This window comes from Streptomyces sp. NPDC055243 (genome assembly GCF_044544025.1).
Taxonomy (GTDB): domain Bacteria; phylum Actinomycetota; class Actinomycetes; order Streptomycetales; family Streptomycetaceae; genus Streptomyces.
Genome location: NZ_JBITWR010000007.1, coordinates 15756 through 37193 on the forward strand (window position 1 = coordinate 15756; position 21438 = coordinate 37193).

At 71.2% G+C, this 21438-nt stretch carries 23 protein-coding genes and 1 riboswitch; of the genes, 9 read left to right on the top strand and 14 right to left on the bottom strand.

The features are described 5' to 3' along the window. Window positions 1–67: 67 nt before the first annotated feature. Entirely contained in the window at window positions 68–124 is a 57-nt protein-coding gene (locus tag ACIGXX_RS21025; RefSeq protein ID WP_351162541.1) for a trp operon leader peptide, read from the bottom strand. Window positions 125–134: 10 nt separating this feature from the next. After that, window positions 135–722, bottom strand: coding sequence for a TetR/AcrR family transcriptional regulator (locus ACIGXX_RS21030; RefSeq protein ID WP_351162460.1), 588 nt, complete (start codon window positions 720–722; stop codon window positions 135–137). Between the two features lie 51 nt (window positions 723–773). Here ACIGXX_RS21030 and ACIGXX_RS21035 point away from each other — a divergent pair, with 51 nt between their 5' ends. The 3 genes from ACIGXX_RS21035 (at window position 774) to ACIGXX_RS21045 (ending at window position 3500) form a co-directional block, all read left to right on the top strand. Then, window positions 774–1703: a DUF2867 domain-containing protein gene (locus ACIGXX_RS21035; protein ID WP_399977651.1), complete on the top strand. Its 930-nt coding sequence runs from the start codon at window positions 774–776 to the stop codon at window positions 1701–1703. Window positions 1704–1738: 35 nt separating this feature from the next. Then, a complete protein-coding gene (locus ACIGXX_RS21040; RefSeq protein ID WP_351162456.1) occupies window positions 1739–3091 on the top strand; it encodes a class II 3-deoxy-7-phosphoheptulonate synthase in 1353 nt (450 codons plus the stop codon). Between the two features lie 163 nt (window positions 3092–3254). Continuing rightward, complete coding sequence (locus ACIGXX_RS21045) at window positions 3255–3500, top strand: (2Fe-2S)-binding protein (RefSeq protein ID WP_351162454.1); 246 nt, start codon at window positions 3255–3257, stop codon at window positions 3498–3500. Window positions 3501–3516: 16 nt separating this feature from the next. Here ACIGXX_RS21045 and bfr read toward each other — a convergent pair whose 3' ends face one another. Continuing rightward, a complete protein-coding gene (gene bfr / locus ACIGXX_RS21050; protein ID WP_351162452.1) occupies window positions 3517–3996 on the bottom strand; it encodes a bacterioferritin in 480 nt (159 codons plus the stop codon). Between the two features lie 174 nt (window positions 3997–4170). On the opposite strand from bfr, the gene ACIGXX_RS21055 reads away from it, so the two are divergent. Continuing rightward, window positions 4171–4803 (top strand): sulfite oxidase-like oxidoreductase, encoded by a 633-nt coding sequence (locus ACIGXX_RS21055; protein WP_351162450.1) that lies wholly within the window; start codon window positions 4171–4173, stop codon window positions 4801–4803. A 25-nt stretch (window positions 4804–4828) separates the two neighbouring features. On the opposite strand, the gene ACIGXX_RS21060 is transcribed toward ACIGXX_RS21055, so the two are convergent. The 6 genes from ACIGXX_RS21060 to thiO all read right to left on the bottom strand — a co-directional run bounded on the left by ACIGXX_RS21060 (window position 4829) and on the right by thiO (window position 10601). After that, window positions 4829–5329, bottom strand: a complete 501-nt coding sequence (locus ACIGXX_RS21060; RefSeq protein ID WP_351162448.1) for a DUF4396 domain-containing protein — start codon at window positions 5327–5329, stop codon at window positions 4829–4831. Between the two features lie 89 nt (window positions 5330–5418). After that, window positions 5419–6303 (bottom strand): deoxyribonuclease IV, encoded by an 885-nt coding sequence (locus ACIGXX_RS21065; RefSeq protein WP_399977658.1) that lies wholly within the window; start codon window positions 6301–6303, stop codon window positions 5419–5421. 35 nt (window positions 6304–6338) lie between these two features. Next, window positions 6339–8303 (bottom strand): Stk1 family PASTA domain-containing Ser/Thr kinase, encoded by a 1965-nt coding sequence (pknB, locus tag ACIGXX_RS21070; RefSeq protein ID WP_399977661.1) that lies wholly within the window; start codon window positions 8301–8303, stop codon window positions 6339–6341. Between the two features lie 91 nt (window positions 8304–8394). Next, window positions 8395–9189: a thiazole synthase gene (locus tag ACIGXX_RS21075; protein WP_351162442.1), complete on the bottom strand. Its 795-nt coding sequence runs from the start codon at window positions 9187–9189 to the stop codon at window positions 8395–8397. A gap of 6 nt (window positions 9190–9195) precedes the next feature. After that, on the bottom strand, window positions 9196–9414 hold the full coding sequence (thiS, locus tag ACIGXX_RS21080; protein ID WP_366462269.1) for a sulfur carrier protein ThiS: 219 nt from the start codon (window positions 9412–9414) through the stop codon (window positions 9196–9198). Next, window positions 9411–10601, bottom strand: coding sequence for a glycine oxidase ThiO (thiO, locus tag ACIGXX_RS21085; RefSeq protein ID WP_399977666.1), 1191 nt, complete (start codon window positions 10599–10601; stop codon window positions 9411–9413). The genes thiS and thiO overlap by 4 nt, the downstream gene beginning before the upstream one ends. Beyond that, a riboswitch (TPP riboswitch) is annotated at window positions 10599–10711 on the bottom strand. Its footprint overlaps the gene before it by 3 nt. Window positions 10712–10895: 184 nt before the next feature. Here thiO and ACIGXX_RS21090 point away from each other — a divergent pair. The 5 genes from ACIGXX_RS21090 (at window position 10896) to ACIGXX_RS21110 (ending at window position 15150) form a co-directional block, all read left to right on the top strand. Then, window positions 10896–12062, top strand: coding sequence for an NAD(P)/FAD-dependent oxidoreductase (locus tag ACIGXX_RS21090; RefSeq protein WP_399978195.1), 1167 nt, complete (start codon window positions 10896–10898; stop codon window positions 12060–12062). Between the two features lie 54 nt (window positions 12063–12116). Next, entirely contained in the window at window positions 12117–12482 is a 366-nt protein-coding gene (locus ACIGXX_RS21095) for an Rv2175c family DNA-binding protein (RefSeq protein WP_351162436.1), read from the top strand. 87 nt (window positions 12483–12569) lie between these two features. Next, a complete protein-coding gene (gene thiE / locus ACIGXX_RS21100) occupies window positions 12570–13220 on the top strand; it encodes a thiamine phosphate synthase (protein ID WP_351162434.1) in 651 nt (216 codons plus the stop codon). Between the two features lie 88 nt (window positions 13221–13308). Continuing rightward, the gene (metF, locus tag ACIGXX_RS21105) at window positions 13309–14229 is read left to right on the top strand and encodes a methylenetetrahydrofolate reductase [NAD(P)H] (protein ID WP_399977671.1); all 921 of its coding nucleotides are present in this window, start codon (window positions 13309–13311) and stop codon (window positions 14227–14229) included. A gap of 45 nt (window positions 14230–14274) precedes the next feature. After that, window positions 14275–15150, top strand: a complete 876-nt coding sequence (locus ACIGXX_RS21110) for a hypothetical protein (RefSeq protein ID WP_399977674.1) — start codon at window positions 14275–14277, stop codon at window positions 15148–15150. 57 nt (window positions 15151–15207) lie between these two features. On the opposite strand, the gene ACIGXX_RS21115 is transcribed toward ACIGXX_RS21110, so the two are convergent. The 5 genes from ACIGXX_RS21115 to ACIGXX_RS21135 all read right to left on the bottom strand — a co-directional run bounded on the left by ACIGXX_RS21115 (window position 15208) and on the right by ACIGXX_RS21135 (window position 21343). Continuing rightward, entirely contained in the window at window positions 15208–16734 is a 1527-nt protein-coding gene (locus tag ACIGXX_RS21115) for an NAD(P)/FAD-dependent oxidoreductase (protein WP_351162428.1), read from the bottom strand. Between the two features lie 45 nt (window positions 16735–16779). Beyond that, a complete protein-coding gene (locus ACIGXX_RS21120) occupies window positions 16780–17394 on the bottom strand; it encodes a DUF4126 domain-containing protein (protein WP_361463770.1) in 615 nt (204 codons plus the stop codon). A 430-nt stretch (window positions 17395–17824) separates the two neighbouring features. Beyond that, window positions 17825–18442: a TetR/AcrR family transcriptional regulator gene (locus ACIGXX_RS21125; protein ID WP_383819451.1), complete on the bottom strand. Its 618-nt coding sequence runs from the start codon at window positions 18440–18442 to the stop codon at window positions 17825–17827. A 50-nt stretch (window positions 18443–18492) separates the two neighbouring features. Continuing rightward, window positions 18493–20577: a YhgE/Pip family protein gene (locus tag ACIGXX_RS21130; RefSeq protein WP_399977679.1), complete on the bottom strand. Its 2085-nt coding sequence runs from the start codon at window positions 20575–20577 to the stop codon at window positions 18493–18495. Then, window positions 20549–21343, bottom strand: coding sequence for an ATP-binding cassette domain-containing protein (locus ACIGXX_RS21135; RefSeq protein ID WP_399977682.1), 795 nt, complete (start codon window positions 21341–21343; stop codon window positions 20549–20551). The genes ACIGXX_RS21130 and ACIGXX_RS21135 overlap by 29 nt, the downstream gene beginning before the upstream one ends. Window positions 21344–21438 lie beyond the last annotated feature (95 nt).

Sequence of the window (21438 nt, forward strand, 5' to 3'; positions counted from 1 at the left end):
TCCTGGTCCCGGAAAACACTGAAGGCCGCCCCTCGGGCGGCCTTCGCGAGTCTCGATACGCGCAGAATCAGTGGGCCGCCGGATGAGCGGGCCACCACCAGTTTCGGGTTGTCTGCGCGTGCATGGTCCGCACCCTAGCGCATCATCAGGACGTCCAGGGCCTCGTCGAGATACGCGCCGAACTCGTCGGCCGGGGGCAGCGCCGACGGCACCGCGTGCCCGAGCTGCGCGTGCCCCAGATAGACCGTGTACGCGAGCAGTCCCCGACGCCGCGCCTCCGCGTCGGGGAAGCCGAGCCCGGCGAAGAGCTCGGCGACGTACGCCACCCGGCGATCGGTGACGCGGCGCAGCACCTCGGCGACCTGGGGGTGCGACGCGGTCGCCAGGAGCGCCACCTCCAGGGGGTCGGAGGTGGCCGACGCGATGGCCTCGCCGAAGAGGAGGCGGATGCGCCGGCGCGGGTCGGGCTCGGCCTCGACCTCGGTGATGATCCCCTCGGTGTGGAGCTCCGCCCAGCGGTTCAGGGCGGCCTCGATCAGCGCGTCACGGTTGGCGAAGTGCCAGTAGAAGCTCCCCTTGGTGGTGCCGAGCCGGACGGCCAGGGGTTCCACGGCGACGGCGGCGAGACCGCCCTCGCCGATCGCGGTGAGGGCGGCGTCCGCCCAGTCCTGAGCGGTCAGCCGGGGCTTGCCCGCAGGCTTCTTCTGCTGCCGTTGCGCCATGTCCGTACGGTACCGTATGGTCGACCATACGGCGGCGTATGGAGGTGTGCGATGGGCACGGTACTCAACGAACACGAGCGTGTGATCGAGGCTCCGGCGGAGGTGGTCGGCGCTCTCCTCGACCGGCTCTCCGCCGAGGACGACCCCCTCTTCCCGACGCCGGCCTGGGCCGCGATGATCTTCGACCGCCCGCTCGGCGTGGGCGCGACCGGCGGCCACGGCCCGGTCCGCTACAGCGTCACGGAGTACGAGCCGGGGCGCCGCGTGCGCTTCGCCTTCACCCCGCCGGACAACGGCTTCCACGAGATGACCGTCGAGCCGATGGGCGAGGGACGCTACCGCGTGCGCCATGTCCTGGAGACCGAACCGCGCGGCCGGGACCGGCTGCTGTGGCCCGCCCTCGTCCGGCCCCTGCACGACACGATCATCGAAGAGGTCTTCGACAACGTCGAGCGTGCGGCGACGGGCGGCTGCGCCCGGCCCGTCCGGTGGTCGCCCCTGGTGCGCCTGTGCAACCGGCTCATGTGGAGCCGCCCGGAGGCGATCGGGACACCCGAGGCCGCCCGCCTGATCCGCGCCGCCGTCGACAGCCCCGGCTACCAGGACGCGTACCGCATGGAGCTGCTCCCGGGGCAGCCGCGCGACCCCGCGGCCTGGACCGGCATCCTGCGCGACGCCTTCCCCGTCCTGGCCCGCGAGGGCGGCGAACTCCTCCTGGACGTGGACACGGCGGGCCTGACGGCGCGCGCCTCGATCCTGGTCGACGACCGGCACGTCACGCTGAGTACCGCGGCACGGGCCGACACCCTGCGCGGCCGGATCTACTGGGGAGCGGTCAGGCGCGCGCACCCCTTCATGGCCCGCACGATGCTGCGCCGCACGCACCGCGCGCTCGCCCTGGCGGCGCCGCACGCCGGCGAGCGGGAGCTGGAGCGCCGACGCTCGGCTGTGTCTGGTCCGTCTCACTTGGTGAGCGGGTGAATGGACGGCGGACATCACCCCGTAATGTTGTGCGGGTGACCGTGAACGCTAAGACCACCCCTACCGGTGGCAACACCTGGCGAGACCTTCCCGCGGCGCAGCAGCCCGAGTACCCCGATGCCGAGGCTCTGCGCGATGTGATCGCGGACCTCGAGTCGTATCCGCCGCTCGTCTTCGCGGGCGAGTGCGACCAGCTGCGCGCCCGACTGGCCTCCGTCGCCAAGGGAGAGGCGTTCCTGCTTCAGGGCGGCGACTGCGCCGAGGCCTTCGACGCCGTGTCGGCCGACCACATCCGGAACAAGCTGAAGACGCTGCTCCAGATGGGCGCCGTCCTGACGTACGCGGCCTCCGTGCCCGTCGTGAAGATCGGCCGCATCGCGGGGCAGTACTCGAAGCCGCGCTCCAAGGGCACCGAGACCCGCGACGGCGTGACCCTGCCGACGTACCGCGGCGACTCGGTCAACGGCTTCGACTTCAACGAGAAGGCCCGCATCCCGGACCCCGAGCGCCTGAAGCGGATGTACAACGCGTCCGCGTCGACGCTCAACCTGGTGCGCGCCTTCACCACCGGCGGCTACGCAGACCTGCGCCAGGTGCACGCCTGGAACCAGGACTTCGTGAAGTCGTCCCCCTCGGGCCAGCGCTACGAACAGCTGGCGCGTGAGATCGACAACGCGCTCAACTTCATGCGCGCCTGCGGGACGGACCCGGAGGAGTTCAAGACCGTCGAGTTCTACGCCTCGCACGAGGCGCTGCTCCTCGACTACGAGTCGGCCCTCACCCGCGTGGACTCGCGCACCGGGCGGCTCTACGACACCTCGGGCCACATGGTCTGGATCGGTGAGCGCACCCGCCAACTGGACGGCGCGCACATCGAGTTCGCCTCCAAGGTGCGCAACCCGGTCGGCATCAAGCTCGGCCCGACGACGACCGCGGAGGAGGCGCTTCAGTACATCGAGCGCCTCGACCCGGACCGCGAGCCCGGCCGCCTGACCTTCATCGTCCGCATGGGCGCCGACAAGGTCCGCGACAAGCTCCCCGAGCTCGTCGAGAAGGTCACCGCCTCCGGCGCGACCGTCGCCTGGATCACCGACCCGATGCACGGCAACACCTACGAGGCGGCATCCGGTCACAAGACCCGCCGCTTCGACGACGTGCTCGACGAGGTCAAGGGCTTCTTCGAGGTCCACAAGGCCCTGGGCACGCACCCGGGCGGCATCCACGTCGAGCTCACCGGTGACGACGTCACCGAGTGCGTGGGCGGCGGCGACGAGATCTTCGTCGACGACCTGCACCAGCGCTACGAGACGGCCTGCGACCCGCGCCTGAACCGCAGCCAGTCCCTGGACCTGGCGTTCCTGGTCGCGGAGATGTACCGCGACCAGTGATCTTCCGGTATTTCCGGTGAACGTACGAGTGGGGCACGGATCCATGTGATCCGTGCCCCACCGGCGTATCGGGGGCTTTTGTGGACCTCGGGTCATGGGTAAGGTTAGGTTAGCCTCACCGATTCAATCGGAGCGGCGCCGCCGATTGAATCCTGTCCGGGAGGTGAACCGCGTGTACGTCTGCAACTGCTTCGGGGTCACCGAGGCCCAGGTGAAACAGCACGCGGCGGACGGTGCCTGCACACCCCGCCAGATAGCGTCCGCCAGCAAGGCGGGCACCGACTGCGGTTCGTGTGTACGGAGCATTCAGGCGCTCCTGGGCCGGGGCGCGTGCCCCCGCAGGGAGCTGGCCGACCAGGGTGAGCCCGTCCTCACCGGCCTGGACGTCGGCCTGGACGAGGCGGCCTAGCCCGTCTGGCCCGCTGTCAGCTCTCCGGCTGCTCGATGAGCTGCGAGATGTAGAGCGGCTCGCCCAGCTTCTCGACCAGTTCGAGCTGGGTGTCGAGATAGTCGATGTGGTGCTCCTCGTCCGCGAGGATCGACTCGAAGATGTTCGCGGAAGTGATGTCTCCCTTGCCGCGCATCACCTCGATGCCGCGCTTGAGGCGGTCGATCGCCTCCGCCTCGATCTGCCGGTCGGCCTGGAACATCTCCGTCACGGTCTGGCCCACGCGCACGTGGAAGAGCCGCTGGTAATTGGGCAGGCCGTCGAGGAAGAGAATCCGGTCGGTCAGGATCTCCGCGTGCTTCATCTCGTCGATCGACTCGGACCGGGTGTACTTGGCGAGCTTGGGCCAGCCGAAGTTCTCCTGCATCTTGGCGTGGAGAAAGTACTGGTTGATCGCCGTGAGCTCGGCGGTCAGCTGCTCGTTGAGAAATTCGATGACCTCGGGGTCGCCCTGCATCGCAGAGGCTCCTTCCACGTGGTAACTGGGCAGGTTCCGCGCATCCTTGCACCGGTGCGAGAGGCCGTCCAGTAAGTGCACGCTTAGTAGGAGTTGCCCCAATCAACGTCCGGCCGGCGCCCGTCAGTGGCCTCCTGGTCACGTCCACCGCCCCGGGTCTGTCAGGATGGTGGCATGGGTCAGCCGGCGGATCGCGCATCTCGGGAAGCAGTGGAGCCGGAGCTTCCACCGGGTCAGCGACTCCAGCGCGGCTGGCCGGTCACACACTACGGCCCGGTGCCGAAGTTCCGCCCGGAGCGCTGGGAGTTCAGGGTCTTCGGGGCCACCGCCGACGGGGACAAGCACTGCTGGACGCACGAGGAGTTCTCGGCCCTTCCGTACGCCACCGTGGTCGGCGACCTGCACTGCGTCACCAAGTTCAGCATGCTCGGCGCCGAATGGGGCGGGGTGCCCGCGAGGGCGCTCCTTGAGATCGCGCCGCCCGCGCCCGACGCCACCCACGTGATGGTCTGGGCCGAGTACGGCTTCAGCTCGAATCTGCGGATGGCCGACTTCATGGACGAGCGCACGATTTTCGCCACCCACAAAGGGGGCGAGCTACTGACCGCGGAGCACGGCTTTCCGCTGCGGCTCGTGGTGCCTCATCTGTACGCCTGGAAGGGCCCCAAGTGGGTCCGCGGCGTCGAGTACATGACCGCCGACCGCCGCGGCTTCTGGGAGGAGCGCGGCTATCACAACGTCGGCGACCCCTGGACCGAGCAGCGCTACTCGTACCAGGAAGAGCCCGGGGACGGCCCCGAGCTCTAGTCCCGCGTACCTCTGTCGTGCCTGGTCAGTGGTGGTACTGGTGCACCACGGCGTGGCCCTTGCCGCGGCCGATCATCCACTTGTTGACCGGGGTCGTGATCACGAACGCGGCGGCCAGGGCGATGGCGAGGATCCACCAGAACATGGGGTCCGAGAGGTGGGCGTCCATCGCTCCGGGCCAGAGCGCGATCACGCCGTTGTCGATGAGCTCCATCACCGCGATGGACAGGGTGTCCGCGGCGAGCGCGACCCGGAACGCCGTCCTGAAATCGACGCCCGCCTTGAGGATGCCGCGCAGGGTCAGCGCGTATCCGAAGAAGAAGGCCAGGGTGATCGCGAGGATCATCGTCGGTACGTTGCCCCAGCCGAGCGCGGTGCCGATGACCATGCCGAGGACCTCGCCGATGGCGCACCCGGTGAGGCAGTGCAGGGTCGCCTGGGCCGCCGTCCGCCAGCTGACCTTGCCCAGGCCCTGATGGCCCTCGTGGGTGTGGTGGTCGTGCTCGGTGGCGTGATCGTGCTGCATGAGAATCCCCCAACGTCGGACAACGGTTCCTGCCGCCTGGCAAGAACTGTATACCCCTAGGGGGTATTCCTCAAGGGATCTCCGGGTCCCTAGCTGCTCCTGAGCTCCTTCAGCCGTGCCACGTCCGCCGCGTGGCCTTCCTTGCCGCCGGGGGTCTCGACGATCAGCGGTACGTTCTCGGTCGCGGGGTGGAGCATGAGCTCGCGGAAGGGGTCCTCGCCGATGTGGCCGGTGCCGATGTTCTCGTGACGGTCCTTGTGGGCGCCGACCACGTCCTTGGAGTCGTTGGCGTGCACCAGCTTCAGGCGGCCCTCGCCGACCGTGTCGACCAGCAGGTCGAGGGTCTGCTTCATGCCGCCGGGACCGGCCAGATCGTGGCCCGCCGCGAAGATGTGGCAGGTGTCCAGGCAGACGCCCAGCTTCGGATGGGCGTCCAGCGCGTCGAAGTACGGGCCGAAGTCCCAGGTGCGGGAGCAGAGCGAGAAGCCCTGGCCCGCGGTCGACTCCAGGAGGAGGAAGGGGTCGTCGTCGTGCGTCAGCTCGTCCAGGAGCGGCAGCATCCGCTCGCGCACCTGCCGCAGCGCGACGGAGCGCTCCCGGCCGCCGGTCGCCGAGCCGGTGTGCACGACGACGCCGAGCGCGCCGATCTCGCGGGCCCGGCGCAGCGAGTGGCGCAGGGACTCCACGGACTTCTCGGCGGTCGCCTCGGTGTGCGAGCCGAAGTTGATGAGGTAGGGCGCGTGGACGTACGCCGGGATGTTCTCCGCGGCGCAGGCCGCGCGGAACTCCTCGTCCTGCTTCGGATTGCCGGGCGGGGTCGCCCAGCCGCGCGGATTGGCGACGAAGACCTGGACGGCCTCGGCGCCCAGCTCACGGGCGTACGAGAGTCCGACGGAGGCGAGGCCGCCGGCCACGGGGACATGGCCGCCGACGGGATTGCGGGACGCTGCGATGGGGGACTTGTTGCTGCTCACGCGCTCAAGGGTGGCATGCGCGCGTGAGCGTCCCGTCAACGGATCTCGATGGTGATCTCGGAGCCCTTGGGCGCCTCGTCGCCGCCTTCCACCGACTGGCCCTTGACCGTATCCCCGAAGATGTTCAGCAGCCCGCGGTCCTCGTCGACCGTGAAGCCCGCGTCCTTGAGCTCCTTCGTGGCGTCGTCCACGCTCATGCCCTCGACGTCCGGGACCTCGATCATCTCCGGGCCCTTGGAGAGCGTGAGCGTGACCGTGTCGCCCTCGGCGAGCTGCCGCTGGTCCTCCGTGGGGGACTGTTCGAGGACGGTGCCCTTGTCCTCGTCGGAGTAGACCCGCTCCGTCTTGGTCTTGACCTTGAGGCCCAGGTCCTCCAGCTCGGCGGTCGCGTCGGCCTGGGATTCGCCCGTGACGTCCGGAACGTCGATCGCGGGGCCCTTGCTGACGACGATCGCGATCGCGGAGCCCGCCTTGCGCTTGGTGCCCGACTTCGGGTCCGTCCTGATCACGGAGCCCTTGCGCACCTCTTCGCTGAAGGCCTTGTTCGTCATCCCGGGAGCGAAACCGGCGTCCTTGAGCTTGCTCCTGGCCTCGGCCAGGGAAGTGCCCTTGAGGCTCGGGACCTTCACGATCTCGGGGCCCATGGAGACGGTCAGCGTCACCCGGCCGTTGTCACGGATGCGCTCGCCGGCCCCGGGGTCGGTGGCCATGACCGTGCCGCGCTTGTCGGTGTCGCTGTACGCGCGCTTGACGTCCTTCACGTCCAGCCCGGCTTCGCCGAGCCGCTTCTTGGCCGCCGACTCGGTCTTCGCCAGGAGCGGCGGGACCTTCGTGAACTGGCCTGAGTTGATGTACCAGACGCCCGCGCCGAGCCCCAGTGCGAGCAGGACGGCGGCGACCACCGCGAGCACGCCGCGGCGCGGGTTGCCGGGCCGTCCGCGGCCGGGGGCGGCCGGGGGAGCGGGCGGCGGAGTCTGCAGGACGCTCGTGCGGTTGAGCTGGTCCTGCCGGTCCTGCCGGCCTTGATCGTCGTCCGTCGGGAGCGGCAGCTGCACGGATCGCACCGCGCGCGGGATCACGCTCGTACGGTCGTCGGAGTTGTCATGCTCTCCGTGGTCAGCGCGCGCCTGCGGAGGCACCGCGTCCAGCTGCTCGACGGAGAGCGCGGCCCGCGCCTGCCTGGCCTGCCCCAGGAGCGCCACCGCGTCGTGCGGGCGGACGTCGGGCGTGCGGGCGGTGGCGGAGGCCACCAGCTCGTCCAGCTCGACGGCGAGCCCCGGGACGATCGCCGACGGGGGCGGCACGTCCTCGTGGAGGTGCTGGTAGAGCACCTGGGCGGGCGATTCACCGGAGTGCGGCTTGGCGCCGGTCAGCATTTCGTAGAGCACGACGCCGCACGCGTACACGTCCACGCGGGTGTCGGCCGTGCCGTGCTCTATCTGCTCGGGTGCGAGATAGGAGACCGTGCCGAGCACCGTGCCGGTCGTGTTCGTGACGGTGTCCACCGCGCGCACGAGGCCGAAGTCGGCGACCTTGACCCGGCCGTCGTCCCCTATGAGGACGTTCTCCGGCTTCATGTCGCGGTGCACGAACCCGGCGCGGTGCGCGGCGCCGAGCGCGGCGAGGACCGGCTCCAGGATGTCGAGGGCCGCGCGCGGCTGCAGGGCGCCGCGCTCGCGGAGCACGTCACGCAGGGTGCAGCCGGCGATGTACTCCATCGCGAGATAGACGTACGCACCGTCGGCGCCCTGGTCGTACACCCCCACCACGTTCGGGTGCGAGAGCCGGGCGACCGACTTCGCCTCGCGGATGAAGCGGTCGACGAACGAGACGTCGGCGGCCAGCGTCGGGTGCATCACCTTGAGCGCGAGCACGCGGTCGAGGCGGGTGTCCACGGCCCTGTAGACCGTGGCCATCCCGCCCACCGCGATCCGCCCGTCCACGCGATAGCGGCCGTCGAGCACCTGCCCGACGAGCGGGTCCTGAAGGGTCGTGTCCACGAAGGGAGTCTACGAGCCACCGCCGACACCGGTGCCCGCCCGGGTTGGCCCGGGCCCCGACTGCAGCCGAGCTGTGACAGGCACGCGACGCTCAGAACGCGGGCCGCTCCGGATCGAGCCGGGCCATGCCCTCCACGGGCGACGACGCCTCGGCGAAGTGCCGCCGGGGGATTCGCCCGGCCCGGTACGCGAGCCGCCCCGCCTCGACCCCGTGCCGCATGCCCTCGGCCATGAGGACCGGCTCCTGCGCCCGCGTCACGGCGGAGGCGAGCATCACACCCGCGCACCCCAGCTCCATGGCGAGCGCCGCGTCGGACGCCGTGCCCGCCCCCGCGTCCAGGATCACCGGCACGCCCGCGCGTTCGACGATCAGCTGGAAGTTGTGCGGGTTGCGGATGCCGAGCCCGGAGCCGATGGGGGAGCCGAGCGGCATGATCGCCGCGCAGCCCACGTCCTCCAGCTTCCGGGCGAGGACCGGGTCGTCGTTCGTGTACGGAAGGACCGTGAAGCCGTCGTCGACCAGGGTCTCGGCGGCGTCGATGAGCTCGATCGGGTCGGGAAGCAGCGTGCGCTCGTCCGCGATGACCTCCAGCTTGATCAGGTCGGTGCCGAGCGCCTCCCGCGCGAGCCGGGCGGTCAGGACGGCCTCGCCCGCGGTGAAGCAGCCCGCCGTGTTCGGCAGGACGCGGATGCCGAGCCGGTCGAGCACGGAGAGCACCGAGCCCTGCACCCCGGGGTCGAGGCGGCGCATCGCGACCGTCGTCAGCTCCGTACCGGAGGCGACCAGGGAACGTTCGAGCACGTCCAGGCTCGGCGCACCGCCCGTACCCATGATCAGGCGCGAGGAGAGGGTGAGCCCGCCGATGACGAAGGGATCGTCCGCCATGTCGGTTCAGCCTCCCTGGACCGCGGTGAGGACCTCGACGCGGTCCCCGTCGGTGAGCGGGGTGGTGGACCACCGGGTGCGCGGTACGACGGTTTCGTTGAGCGCGGCGGCGACCCCCGAAGGGGCCGCGGTGAGCGTGGCGACGAGGGCTTCGAGCGTGGTGCCCGCGGCCACATCGCGTGCCTCTCCGTTGACGAAGACGGCGGTAACGGCTGAGAGAGTCATGCGGGCTGCTCCACGAAGGGCTGCGTCAGGGGGGTGCGGACGAAGCGCAGGGGGGTGAACCCCCGTGCATCGTCGGGCAGTTCACCGGTGGTCAGGGCGTGCGCCATCACATCACCGGTGACCGGCGTCAGAAGTACGCCGTTGCGGTAGTGGCCGGTGGCCAGCTGGAGGCCGGGGAGCGCGGTCGGGCCGAGCAGCGGCGCGTTGTCGGGGGAGCCGGGGCGCAGGCCCGCGCGGGTCTCGGTCAGCGGCAGTTCCGTGATGCCCGGTACGAGCTCGTGGGCGTCCCGAAGCAGCTCGTACACGCCGCCCGCGGTGACCGTCGTGTCCCAGCCGAGCTCCTCGCTGGTCGCGCCGACGACGAGCTCACCGTTCTCGCGCGGCACCAGGTAGACGTGGCTGCCGCGCACGACGGCGCGCACGGTGCGGCTCAGGAACGGCGCGTACCGCTCCGGCACCGTGAGCCGAAGGACCTGCCCCTTCACGGGGCGCACGGGCGGCAGTACGCCCTCCGGAACCCCGGCGAGGCGCCCGCTGAGGCTGCCCGCGGCGAGCACGGTCTGACCGGCCTCCAGGGTGGTGCCGTCGGCGAGGACGACTCCGGTGGCCCGGTCGCCCGCGACGGTCAGGCGCTCCGCCCAGGTGCGGTGGAAGATCGCTCCCGCCCGCTCGCAGGCCACGACGAGCGCGGCGGCGAGCCTGCGCGGGTCGACCTGGTGATCGCCGTCGACGCGCAGGCCGCCCCGGACGCCCGGTGCGAGCATCGGCTCCAGACGGCGGCACTCGCGCCCGCTCAGCCACTCCGACGTGAGCCCCGACCGCTGCTGAAGGGTGTGCAGTTCGCGCAGGTGGGCGCGGTCGTCGGAGTCGAGCGCGACGGCGAGCGTGCCGCACGCGCGGTAGCCGAGATCGCGGCCGCTCGCCTCGGCCAGCTCGGCCGCGAACGCGGGATAGCGCTGCGCGGAGGCCAGATTCAGCGCCAGCAGCGTCTGCTCGCCGTAGTGCAGCTCGGTGACCGCGGCCAGCATGCCCGCGGCGACCTGCGCCGCGCCGCCGCCCGGTTCGGGGTCCACGACCGCGGTGGACAGGCCGCGCTGGGCCGCCCGCCAGGCCGTGACCAGGCCGATGATGCCGCCGCCTACGACCACGACGTCGGTCGTCGCGTGAGGTGGTGTCCGTGGATGCATGGGCGTCCAGCCCCTCCCTTCGCCGGCATGACCCGGATCAGGTTCGTACGGTCGGAGGCCGTCCAGCCTCCCTCTCAGCCCGGTGCGTCCGGGCTCCCGCGAGTGCTCTGCATCGGCCACCCTAGCCCCTGGCGTCCGGCGGCAGTAGGGGAGCTGTCCGGGTATGGGCGGTGACGGTGTGTCAGAGATCTCCCCGTCGCGCACTGAGTCCGGCGTCGCCCGCCGCCCTAGAGTGATCGGGTGAGTGAGCAGCGGAGGCAGGAAGAGCGCCGGGTGGTCGTCGTCGGCGCGGGGATGGCCGGGGTGCAGACCGCCGTGGCCCTGCGCGAGCAGGGGTTCCCCGGTGCGGTCACCCTGATCGGCGCGGAACCCCACCAGCCGTACGACAGACCGCCGCTGTCCAAGGCCGTGCTGCTCGGCAAGGCGGAGGGCTCCGCCTTCGACATCGACTTCGAGGCGCTCGGCATCGAGCTGAGCCTGGGCCGCGAGGTCACGGGCGTCCGCACCGCGGACCACGAACTGGACACCGAGCGGGGCCCGGTCCCGTACGACGCCCTGGTGATCGCCACCGGAGCCGAACCGATCCTGCTGCCCGGCGCCTCCGGGGTCCCCGGCGTCCATCTGCTGCGCACCCTCGACGACGCCGAGCGGCTGCGGCCCGTGCTCGCCGAGCAGCACCGCATCGTGGTCGTCGGCGCGGGCTGGATCGGCGCCGAGTTCGCGACCGCCGCCCGTGAGGCGGGCTGCTCGGTCACCGTCGTCGAAGCCGCCGGGCGACCGCTCGCGGGGGCACTCCCCGCGGAGGTCGCGGCGCCGATGGCCTCCTGGTACGCCGACTCCGGCGCCGAACTGCGCACCCACGCGCGCGTGGATCGCGTCGAGCCCGGCAGCGTCCTCCTGGACGACGGCACCCGGCTGCCCGCGGACGCCGTCGTCGTCGGCATCGGCGCCCGCCCCGCCACGGACTGGCTCGCGGACTCCGGCATCGCCCTGGGCGCCCACCGGGAGATCCTCGCCGACGACCACCTGCGCACGTCGGAACCCGATGTGTACGCGGTCGGCGACTGCTCCTCCTTCCCTTCGGGAAGGTATGGCGAGCGCCTTCTCGTGCACCACTGGGACAACGCCCTCCAGGGACCGCGCACGGTGGCGGCGAACATCATCGGCGAGACCCCTTCGGCGTACGACCCCGTCCCGTACTTCTGGTCCGAGCAGTTCGGCCGCTTCGTCCAGTACGCGGGACACCACGCCTCCGCCGACGAGCTGGTGTGGCGCGGCGACCCCTCGGGCGCCGCCTGGACCGTGTGCTGGTTCCTGCGGGGCGCCCTGGTGGCCGTCCTCGCGGTGGGCCGCCCCCGGGACCTGGCGCAGGGCCGCAAGCTGATCGAGGCGGGCGCCCGCCTCGCCCCTGAGCTGGTGGCGGACCCCGCGGTGCCGCTGAAGAAGGCCGTGCTGCCGTAGCCGACGGGACCCGGTGACCGGCCGCTGTCGGTGCCCGGAGCTACGCTTGACCCCGTGACCGAGATTGACGCAAAGACTGATGCTCTTGTCCCCGCCTGGCTCCACCTCCCCGACATCGCGGAACTGCTCGACGTCGAGGTGACGCGCGTGCGCCAGCTGGTCAAGGAGGGCCAGCTGATCGCCGTGCGCCGTGGTGAGAACCGCGCGCTTCAGGTGCCGGCCGCCTTCATCGACGGCGACAAGATCGTCAAGGGCCTCACCGGCACCCTGACGCTCCTGAGGGACGACGGCTTCTCCGACGAGGAAATGCTGGAGTGGCTCTTCACTCCCGACGAGACCCTGCCCGGCACCCCCGCGCAGGCCCTGAGCGAGAATCGCGGGACGGAGGTGAAGCGCCGCGCCCAGGCGCTCGCCGTCTGACCGACACGGAAAACCGTTGCGTACGGGCCGCGCGTCCCCCAGGGGACCCGCGGCCCGTAGGCCACCGACGACCGGGGGGACCTTTCCATGGCCGCCAAGCCTGCCCGCGAGCAGCTCGCCGACGCCCGCCTCTACCTGTGTGTGGACGCCCGTAAGCGCCAGGGAGACCTCCCGGAGTTCCTCGACGCCGTCCTCGGCAGCGGCGTGGACATCGTGCAGCTGCGCGACAAGGGCATGGAGGCGGCCGAGGAGCTCGACCACCTCCAGGTCTTCGCCGACGCCGCCCGCCGGCACGGCAAGCTCCTCGCGGTGAACGACCGCGCGGACGTCGCGCACGCCATCGGCGCCGACGTGCTCCACCTGGGCCAGGGCGACCTGCCGGTGCCCGCGGCCCGCCGCATCCTCGGCGAGGACGTCCTGATCGGCCGCTCCACGCACGCCGACGCCGAGGCGGCGGCCGCCGCGACGCAGGACGGCGTGGACTACTTCTGCACGGGCCCCTGCTGGCCGACCCCCACCAAGCCGGGCCGGTACGCCCCTGGACTCGACCTCGTCCGGTACACGGCCTCGCTCGGCACGGACCGCCCCTGGTTCGCCATCGGCGGCATCGACGCGGGCAATCTGGACGAGGTGCTCGAAGCGGGCGCCCGCCGCGTCGTCGTCGTACGGGCCATCACCGAGGCCGACGATCCGGCGGCCGCGGCGGCCGACTTCGCGAAGCGCCTGCGTACGGCCTGACCGGCGATCTTCGGCCAACTTCGGCCAGGTTGTCCGCAGGTTGGACGGAGATTGGCCGGTAGCGGTGCCCCGTCGCTAACCTGCCCGTATGGCCCTAGGCACTGCTTCCACCAGATCTGATCGCGCACGCACCGTGCGCGACATGCTCGCCACCGGCAAGACGACGTACTCGTTCGAGTTCTCCGCGCCGAAGACCCCGAAGGGCGAGCGGAACCTGTGGAACGCCCTGCGCCGGGTCGAGGCGGTGGCTCCCAGCTTCGTCTCCGTGACGTACGGAGCGGGCGGCTCGACGCGTGCGGGCACGGTCAAGGAGACGCAGCAGATCGTCGCCGACTCCACGCTCACGCCGGTCGCGCACCTGACCGCGGTCGACCACTCCGTGGCCGAGCTGCGCAACATCATCGGGCAGTACGCGGACGCGGGCATCAGGAACATGCTCGCGGTCCGCGGCGACCCGCCCGGCGACCCCCTCGCCGACTGGGTCAAGCACCCCAAGGGCCTCACCTACGCCGCCGAACTGGTCGAGCTGATCAAGGAGTCGGGCGACTTCTGCGTGGGCGTCGCGGCCTTCCCCGCGATGCATCCGCGCTCGGCCGACTGGGACACCGACGTCCGGCACTTCGTCGACAAGTGCCGCGCGGGCGCCGACTACGCGATCACACAGATGTTCTTCTATCCGGAGGAGTATCTGCGCCTGCGCGACCGGGTCGAGGCCGCGGGCTGTTCGACTCCGATCATCCCGGAGATCATGCCGGTGACGAACGTGCGCATGCTGGAGCGGCTGCCCCAGCTCAGCAACGCTTCCTTCCCTCCGGCGCTCAAAGAGCGCATCCTCACAGCCAAAGACGATCCGGCGGCTGTACGCTCCATTGGCATCGAGTTCGCGACGGAGTTCTGCGCGCGGTTGCTGGCCGAGGGTGTCCCGGGGCTGCACTTCATCACGCTCAACAACTCCACGGCGACTCTGGAAATCTACGAGAATCTGGGCCTGCATCACCCGCAGGCCTGACCGGCCGTACCCCTGGGGGCGGCGGCCGCGGGGAGAGGGGCGTACATGGGCTGGACGGTCCTCTACATCGCGTTCGGATGCGTCGCGCTGTGGCTGCTCGGCGAGGTGCTGCTGCAGTACAAGGCGCGGCTGCGCTGGCGGCTGCTGGCCTTCGGCGGCTTCCTCGGCGTGGTCATCGGCGTGCTGCTGCCGTCGGTGGTGGTCATCGGGCTCGGTGCGATCGCCTTCGCCACGGGACAGACGTACGTGACGCTGTCGTTCCGCCGCGGCTTCTCGACCGGCTGGGCGCTCGGCGGCCAGCCCGGTCTGAGTAAGCGCCGCAAGTCGCCGCGGGGCGTGGGTGGCGAGGCTCCCCAGGAGCCGACGCTCCAGGTCTCCGACCTGGAGTACGAGGACGCGGGCCCGGCAGGGCCGCCGCCCGAGACCGCTCCCGGCACCGGGGTCTACGCCCCGGAGCCGCTGCCGGACGACACCGGGCAGTACGGCGTCTACAGCGACACGGCGTACGCACAGCAGCAGTCCGCCCCGGCGGACAGCGGCTACGGCTACGACACGTACGCCACCGCGGGCTATGACCCCCAGCAGCCTTACGCGTACGGCGAGACGGGCCAGCAGCAGTACGCCGCGTACTCCGACCCGTACATCGGGACCCAGACGTACGGCGGCCAGCAGAGCTACGACGCGTACGGCGACCAGCAGCAGTACGCGTCCTACCCGGCGGCCGATCCGTACGGCGCCGGGTCCGATACGTACAACGAGACGCCGCCCGGCGGGGTCTGGGTGCCCCAGCAGCGCAACGTCGAGGACCCCTACGGCCAGTACGGCGGCGAACTCCCGCCGGAGCAGCCGTATCCGTACCAGGGCGAGCAGGCCCAGGAGAACGGCTACGACGCGGGGTACAACGAGCAGTACCGGTACTGATCCGGTACTGATCCGGTCCGGACCCGGATCAGGATCCGAGGCCGGAAGCTCACGAGCTCACTGGGAGCCGCGGAACTCCGGTCCCTCCACGATCAACCCGGCGACCAGCGTGCCCGACATGCCCGCGTGCGGAAGTCCGCCGCCGGGATGCGCCCAGCCGCCGACCGCGAACAGCCCCGGCAGCCGGGTGCTGTTGGCCGGATGCAGCAGCCGGCCCTCTCCTGCCGCGAGGGACGGGGGCGGGACCGCGCCGCCCTCGGCACCGGTGGCCTCCGCGACGTCCGCGGGGGTGCGGACCTCGCGCCACAGCAGCCGCCCGCGCAGGCCGGGTACGGCGGACTCGGCACGGTCCAGCAGGCGCTCCACGTCGGCCTCGGTGACCTCCGTGTGCGCGGGCACCGTGGCCGTCAGGGTGACCGCCTCGTGCTCGGTGTCCGGCGTGAGGGCGGGGTCGTCCGGGCGCAGCACCGTGAGGGTGGGGGCGGCGGGCAGTTTGGGGCGGTGCCCGAAGAGCCGGTCGAGCTCGTCCTGGCGGTCGGGTGTGTGCAGCACCGTCCGGTGGGGCGTGCCCTCCGGCCGGGAGCCGCGCAGGGCGAGGAAGACCGTGAGGCGGCTGGGCAGTCCGGACCGGGCCTGCACCTCACCCTCCGCCCGTATGTTCACACCGGAGGCGGCGGACATGCCGGATACACCGGACAGCAAGCCGTCCAGTGCGCCGGGCGCGACACCGGCGACCACGAAGTCCGCCTCCTGCGCCGTCCCGTCCGCCAGTTCGACGCCGGCCGCGCGGCCGTCCTTCTCGATGATCCGGGTGATGGGGGAGTCGAACGCGAACTCGACCCGCCGGGCGAGGCACCGCTCGTACACGGCCGTGGCGAGCGCGCGCATCCCGCCGCGCACGGACCACGCGCCGAAGGTGTGCTCCAGGTAGGGCAGGACGGCCGCGCTCGCCGGGGTCGCCCGGGGGTCGAGGCCGCACGCGAGGGCGTACTGCTCGAGGAGCGCCAGAAGCCGTGCGTCGCCGCCCAGTTCGAGCTCGCCGACCTCGGTGAGGGTGGTCGCGCGCCGCTCGCGCCGCAGGAGGCGCTTGTGCGGCACCGAGGGGTAGGGCTCGCGGTCGGCGAGAACCTGCCAGTTCGGCCAGAGCGGCTCTTCCAGGAGCGGGCGCCGGGTGCGGTCCCATGCCTCACGGGCGCGGTTCATGTACGCCGACCAGGCGGCGCCCGCGCCGCTGCCGAGCGCCGCGTCCAGGGCCTCGCCGACGCCCGCGCGCGAGGCGTTGGGCAGATCGGCCGCCGTGCCGTCCGCGAAGACGTGCCGCACGGCGGGCTCCACCTGGGAGAGCTCGACGCACTTCTCCAGCGGCTCCTTGCCCGTCTTGACGAACAGGTCGCGATAGACGGCGGGGAGCTGCAGGAGGCCGGGCCCCGTGTCGAAGACGAAGCCGTCCCGCTCGACGCTGCCGAGCGCGCCGCCGTACGTACCCGACCGCTCGTGCACCACCACCCGGTGGCCCGCGACGGCCAGCCGGGCAGCGGCCGCCATCGCGCCCATCCCGGCGCCGATCACCACAATCCGTGCCATGCCAGGGACTTTATCCGCCGCCACTGACAGTCCTGCCGGGAGCCCTCAGTCCGGTGGCCGTCCACTGTGCGCCGCGAGCTGTTTCTCCTCGCGCCGCTGCGCCCTGCGCCGCAGGAACCGCCGGATCCGCGAGATCAGGAAGTACAGCAGGATCAGACCGAGCACCAGCAGGACGGCCGCGATGATCGCCGCCGCCTCCGGATAGAACATCGCGAAGCTGATGATCCCGCCGACCCCGAGATCCTCGGCCGTGCTCACGATGACGTTGCTGAACGGTTCGGGCGACGTGTTGATCGCCATCCGCGTCCCGGCCTTCACGCAGTGGCTCGCCAGCGCCGTGGAACCGCCCACCGCGCCCGCCGCCAGGTCGGGGAGCGAACCGCTCTGGCCCGCGAGCAGCGCACCCACCACGGCGCCGGACACCGGCCTGATCACGGTGTGCGCCGTGTCCCACACCGAGTCGACGTACGGGATCTTGTCGGCGACGGCCTCGCAGGCGAAGAGGACCCCGGCGACGATCAGCACATCAGGACGTTGCAGCGACTCGGGAACCTCGTCGGTGATCCCGGTCGCGCCGAAGACACCGAGCAGCAGGACCACGGCGTACGCGTTGATCCCGCTTGCCCAGCCGCTGGTGAAGACCAGGGGGAGTACGGACACGGACGCGATCGTAACCAGTCGGGAACGTCCCGGCCTGGGGATGAGCACCCAGGTCTGAGTATCCGTACCTAGTGATGGAGATGAGTAGTAGCGCGGATGGGTCCCGACCTGCGCGGACGGAAGAGTGAGGGACACGGAGAAGGGCGCAGCGCCCGTACCGCCGACACGGGGCGGCGGAACGGCGCGGCGCCCTTAACCGCTCCTCCCACCCCGCCGAAGGTGGGAGTGAGGCACGGGGTGACGGGCGGCCGCTCGGGGGATGACCACCCGGGGGGCCGAACGGGGGACTGCGGGGGAACGCGAGAAGCGCCGGTCCGGTGCCGCCTGGAGATCAGGTGACACCGGACCGGCGCCCTTGTGTGCGCGGCCTCCGGGACGGCGTGCCTTCCGGGACGGCGTGCCTTCCGGGACGGCGCTGCTTCGGGAGGGCTCAGCGCCCGCCGCTCACCCGGCCCTGCAGCAGCCGTGAGAGCGCCGAGTGCACGTCGTCCAGGGAGCGCTCCGGCTGGAAGGCCTGCCAGTCGAGCGCCGCCACCAGGACCATCCCGACGAGCGCGGCGGCCGTCAGGGGGATGTCGATCTCCTCGCTGAGCTCGCCGTTCTCGACGCCCGCGCGCAGCACGTCCTCGACGACGGCGACCGCCTGCTGCCTGACCACCATCAAGGTGGACTGCCAGGCACGGTTGGTGCGCCACAGCTCGGCGACGTACAGCTGGGTGAAGGCCGGATAGCGGTCGATGAAGACCAGGCCCGCCCGGATCATCGCGTCCAGCGCGTCGACCTGCCTGCCGCCGGTCCCCGCCGCCTTCTCGGCCGCCTCCTTCAAGGAGGCGGTGAGCAGGCCGACGCCGTGCCGCAGCAGCTCTTCGAAGAGGACCGACTTGCTCGCGAAGTTGTAGTAGACCGTGCCCTTCGCGACCCCGGCCCGCTCGGCGATCTCGTCGACCGTCGTGGCCGAGAAGCCCTGCTCCGCGATGAGGGTGACGGCCGCTTCGTAGAGCTTCTGCCGGGTGGCCTCACGCCGGGTGCTGGTTGCGCTGCTGTCCATGGGCCTGATTCTCACAGGTCTTGCCGCCCGGACAGGCCCGGTTCCAGGTCTCACAGGCTCAGCTCCGGGTGCAGGCGGTCCAGGGTCCACACCTGCTTGCGGCGCGCGGAGAGCGCGGTGAGCGCCAGGGCGCCCGCGGTGAAGGCCGTGAGCACTGCGCACGCCTGCCAGACGGGGCCCAGACCGCCGCCCGTGATGAGCCTGCGGAGGGCGTCGACGACGTAACTCATCGGCAAGAAGGGGTGGATCCAGCCGAAGAACGACGGACTCGTCTGGACGGGGTACGTGCCGCCCGCCGAGGTCAGCTGGAGCATCAGGACCGCGAGGACGAGGATTCGCCCGGCCGCCCCGAAACGCGCGTTCAGCCACTGCACGATCGCCGCGAAGCAGCACGTCACCAGGCAGAGGAAGCCCACCGTCCCGGCCGCCCGCGTCATCTGCAGGCCCAGGCCCCAGTGCAGGACCGACATCAGGGCCGCCACCTGGAGCACACCGAGGGCGGCGACCGGCAGCCAGCCGGCGAACGCGATCCGCCAGGCGGACGCGCCCGCGGCGAGCGCGCGCCGGTTGAGCGGCTGGATCAGCATGTACGCCACCATCGCGCCGACCCACAGGGACAGCGGGATGAAGTACGGGGCGAAGCCGGTGCCGTAGTTGGGCGCCTTGTGCATCGACTGGGAGGCGAGCTGCACCGGGTCGGCCATGACGTCGGTGCGCTCGTCGCGGTCCTTCTTGTCGTAGTCGGGGATCTTCTTGACGCCGTCGTGCAGCCCGCCGGACAGCTTCTCCGAGCCGTCGGCCAGCTTGAACAGGCCGCCCTTGAGGTCGGTCGCGCCCGTCTTGAGCCTGCCCACGCCCGCGTCGAGGTCCGTGGCGCCGGTCTTGGCGGTGCCGAGGCCGGTGTGCAGCTTCTTGGCGCCCTTGGCGACCTTGCCCGCGCCCGTGTTGAGGTCGTTGATCTGGGTGACGGCCTTGTCCAGGTCCTCGTTCAGGTGCGGTGCGCGGTCGGCGAGCGCCTGGGACTTCTTCTGGAGCGCGGCCAGGTGCTTGTCGAGCTTCTTGATGTCGCTGCTTTGGTCCTTGACCACGGTGTTCATGTCGTCCGCGATGGTCGACACGTTCTCCGCCGCCGTCTTGGCCTTCTTGATCTCCGGGCAGGCGGGGTCGGGCACCGGGAGGTTCTCGCAGCGCTTCGTGTAGAAGTCGCCGATCGTCTCGGAGCCCTTCTTGGCGCCGTCGGCCGCCACGGGGGCGAGCTTGACCCAGGTGTCCAGGTTGCCGCGCAGGGCCTTGGAGGAGTCGGCGACGAGCTGGGCCGTGTCCCCGACGGTCTTGCCGTTGTCCTTCAGGAAGGGCCGCACCTGGTCCGCGGTGCCGTTGACCTTGTCGGCCAGCTTCTGGGTGCCGTCCGAGACCTTCTTCGAGCCGCTCTGAAGGTCACCGGCGCCCTTGTCGAGCTTCTTGATGCCCCCGGCCAGGTCGCCGCTGCCCTTCTTGGCGTCCTTGAGGCCGGTCACGAGCTTCTTCGAGCCCTTCTTGGCCTCGCCGATGCCGCTGTCGAGCTTGTCGGCACCCTTGGCGGCCTTCTCGGTCTCCCCGTGGATGTCGGAGAACGAGATGAAGATCTTGTCGAGGAAGGAGCGCGAGGCCTTGGTGGAGGCTGCCGTGCGCACCTCGGAGAAGACCGTCCGGGAGATCTGCCCGACGATGTAGTTGTTGGCGTCGTTCGTACGGACCTGGAGCGCGCCCGTCTCCGGGGAGTCCCCCGAACTCGACGCGACGCGCTTGCTGAGGTCGGACGGCATCGTCAGGGACAGGTAGAACGTGCCGTCCTCGATGCCCTCGCGCGCCTCGGCGGAGCTCACCTCGTGCCAGTCGAAGGTCTTGCTGTCCTGGAGCCCGTCGACGATGCCGTCGCCCATCTCGAGCTTCTTGCCCGCGGCCGTGGCGCCCTTGTCGTCGTTGACGAGGGCCACCGGGATGCGGTCGAGACGGCCGTACGGGTCCCAGAACGAGCACAGGTACAGCGCGCCGTACAGCAGGGGGAGCAGCAGGAGCGCGACGAGCGCCGCACGCGGCATCTTCCCCCTGCCGAAGCGCCTGAGCTCAAGAGCGGCCAGCTTCGGCGAGCGCATCCGCCGTCTCCTTGTCGTCGTCGTTCGCGTCGGCTGATTCGGTCGGGGCCTCGGTGGGCTTCCGGTCCGTGGAGAGGGAGATCGCGTCGTCGGGCGCCTCGGCGCACACGGCGACGACCGTGGTGCCGCTCTCTGCGATGGACCTCAACAGCGCCCAGGCCTCGTCCCGTTCGGCGTCCGACAGCTTGAGGTCGACGTCGTCGACGCCCAGCAGCAGGGGCCGCCCGATCAGGGCCAGGGCCACGGAGAGCCGCAGCGCCTCGAGACGCTCCAGGTCACGTACGGAGGTCCGGCGCCCCTTGGGCAGCGCCTCCATGTCGAGCCCGGCCGCCGCCAGCGCGGTGTCCACCCGCAGCCGCGCCTCGGCGGCCCGCTCGGCGCGCGGCTTCAGCAGCCCCCGCAGGGAGCCGCCGAACCGCCGCTCCAGAAGCGCCCGTTCGTGCAGGTGCTCGGCCACGGTCAGCGCCGGATCGAGATCCGTCACGCCGGTCACGGGCCCCAGCGCGCTGATCCGGCGCACCGCCGCGAGCTGCTTGGGCAGCCGGAAGCCCCCCACGGAAGCCTCTCCCTCCGTGGGGCGCATCCGCCCGGTGAGCGCGAGCAGCAGACAGGTCCGGCCCGATCCCGAAGGCCCCTCGACCGCGATCAGCGCCCCGGCCCCGGCCTCGACATCGACCCCGCGGAACGCCCAGCCCCGCGGTCCCTTGAGCCCGAACCCCTGCGCTGTGACGGCGGCTCCCCGCGCGCCGTCGTTCGGCCCGTCCACAGTTCCCCCCTCGCACCTTCTTTTGAACTGACTGGTCAGTGCAAAAACTAACGCGAACCCGCGATCGGGGCAAAGTCGCAGGTCAGAGCCGATTG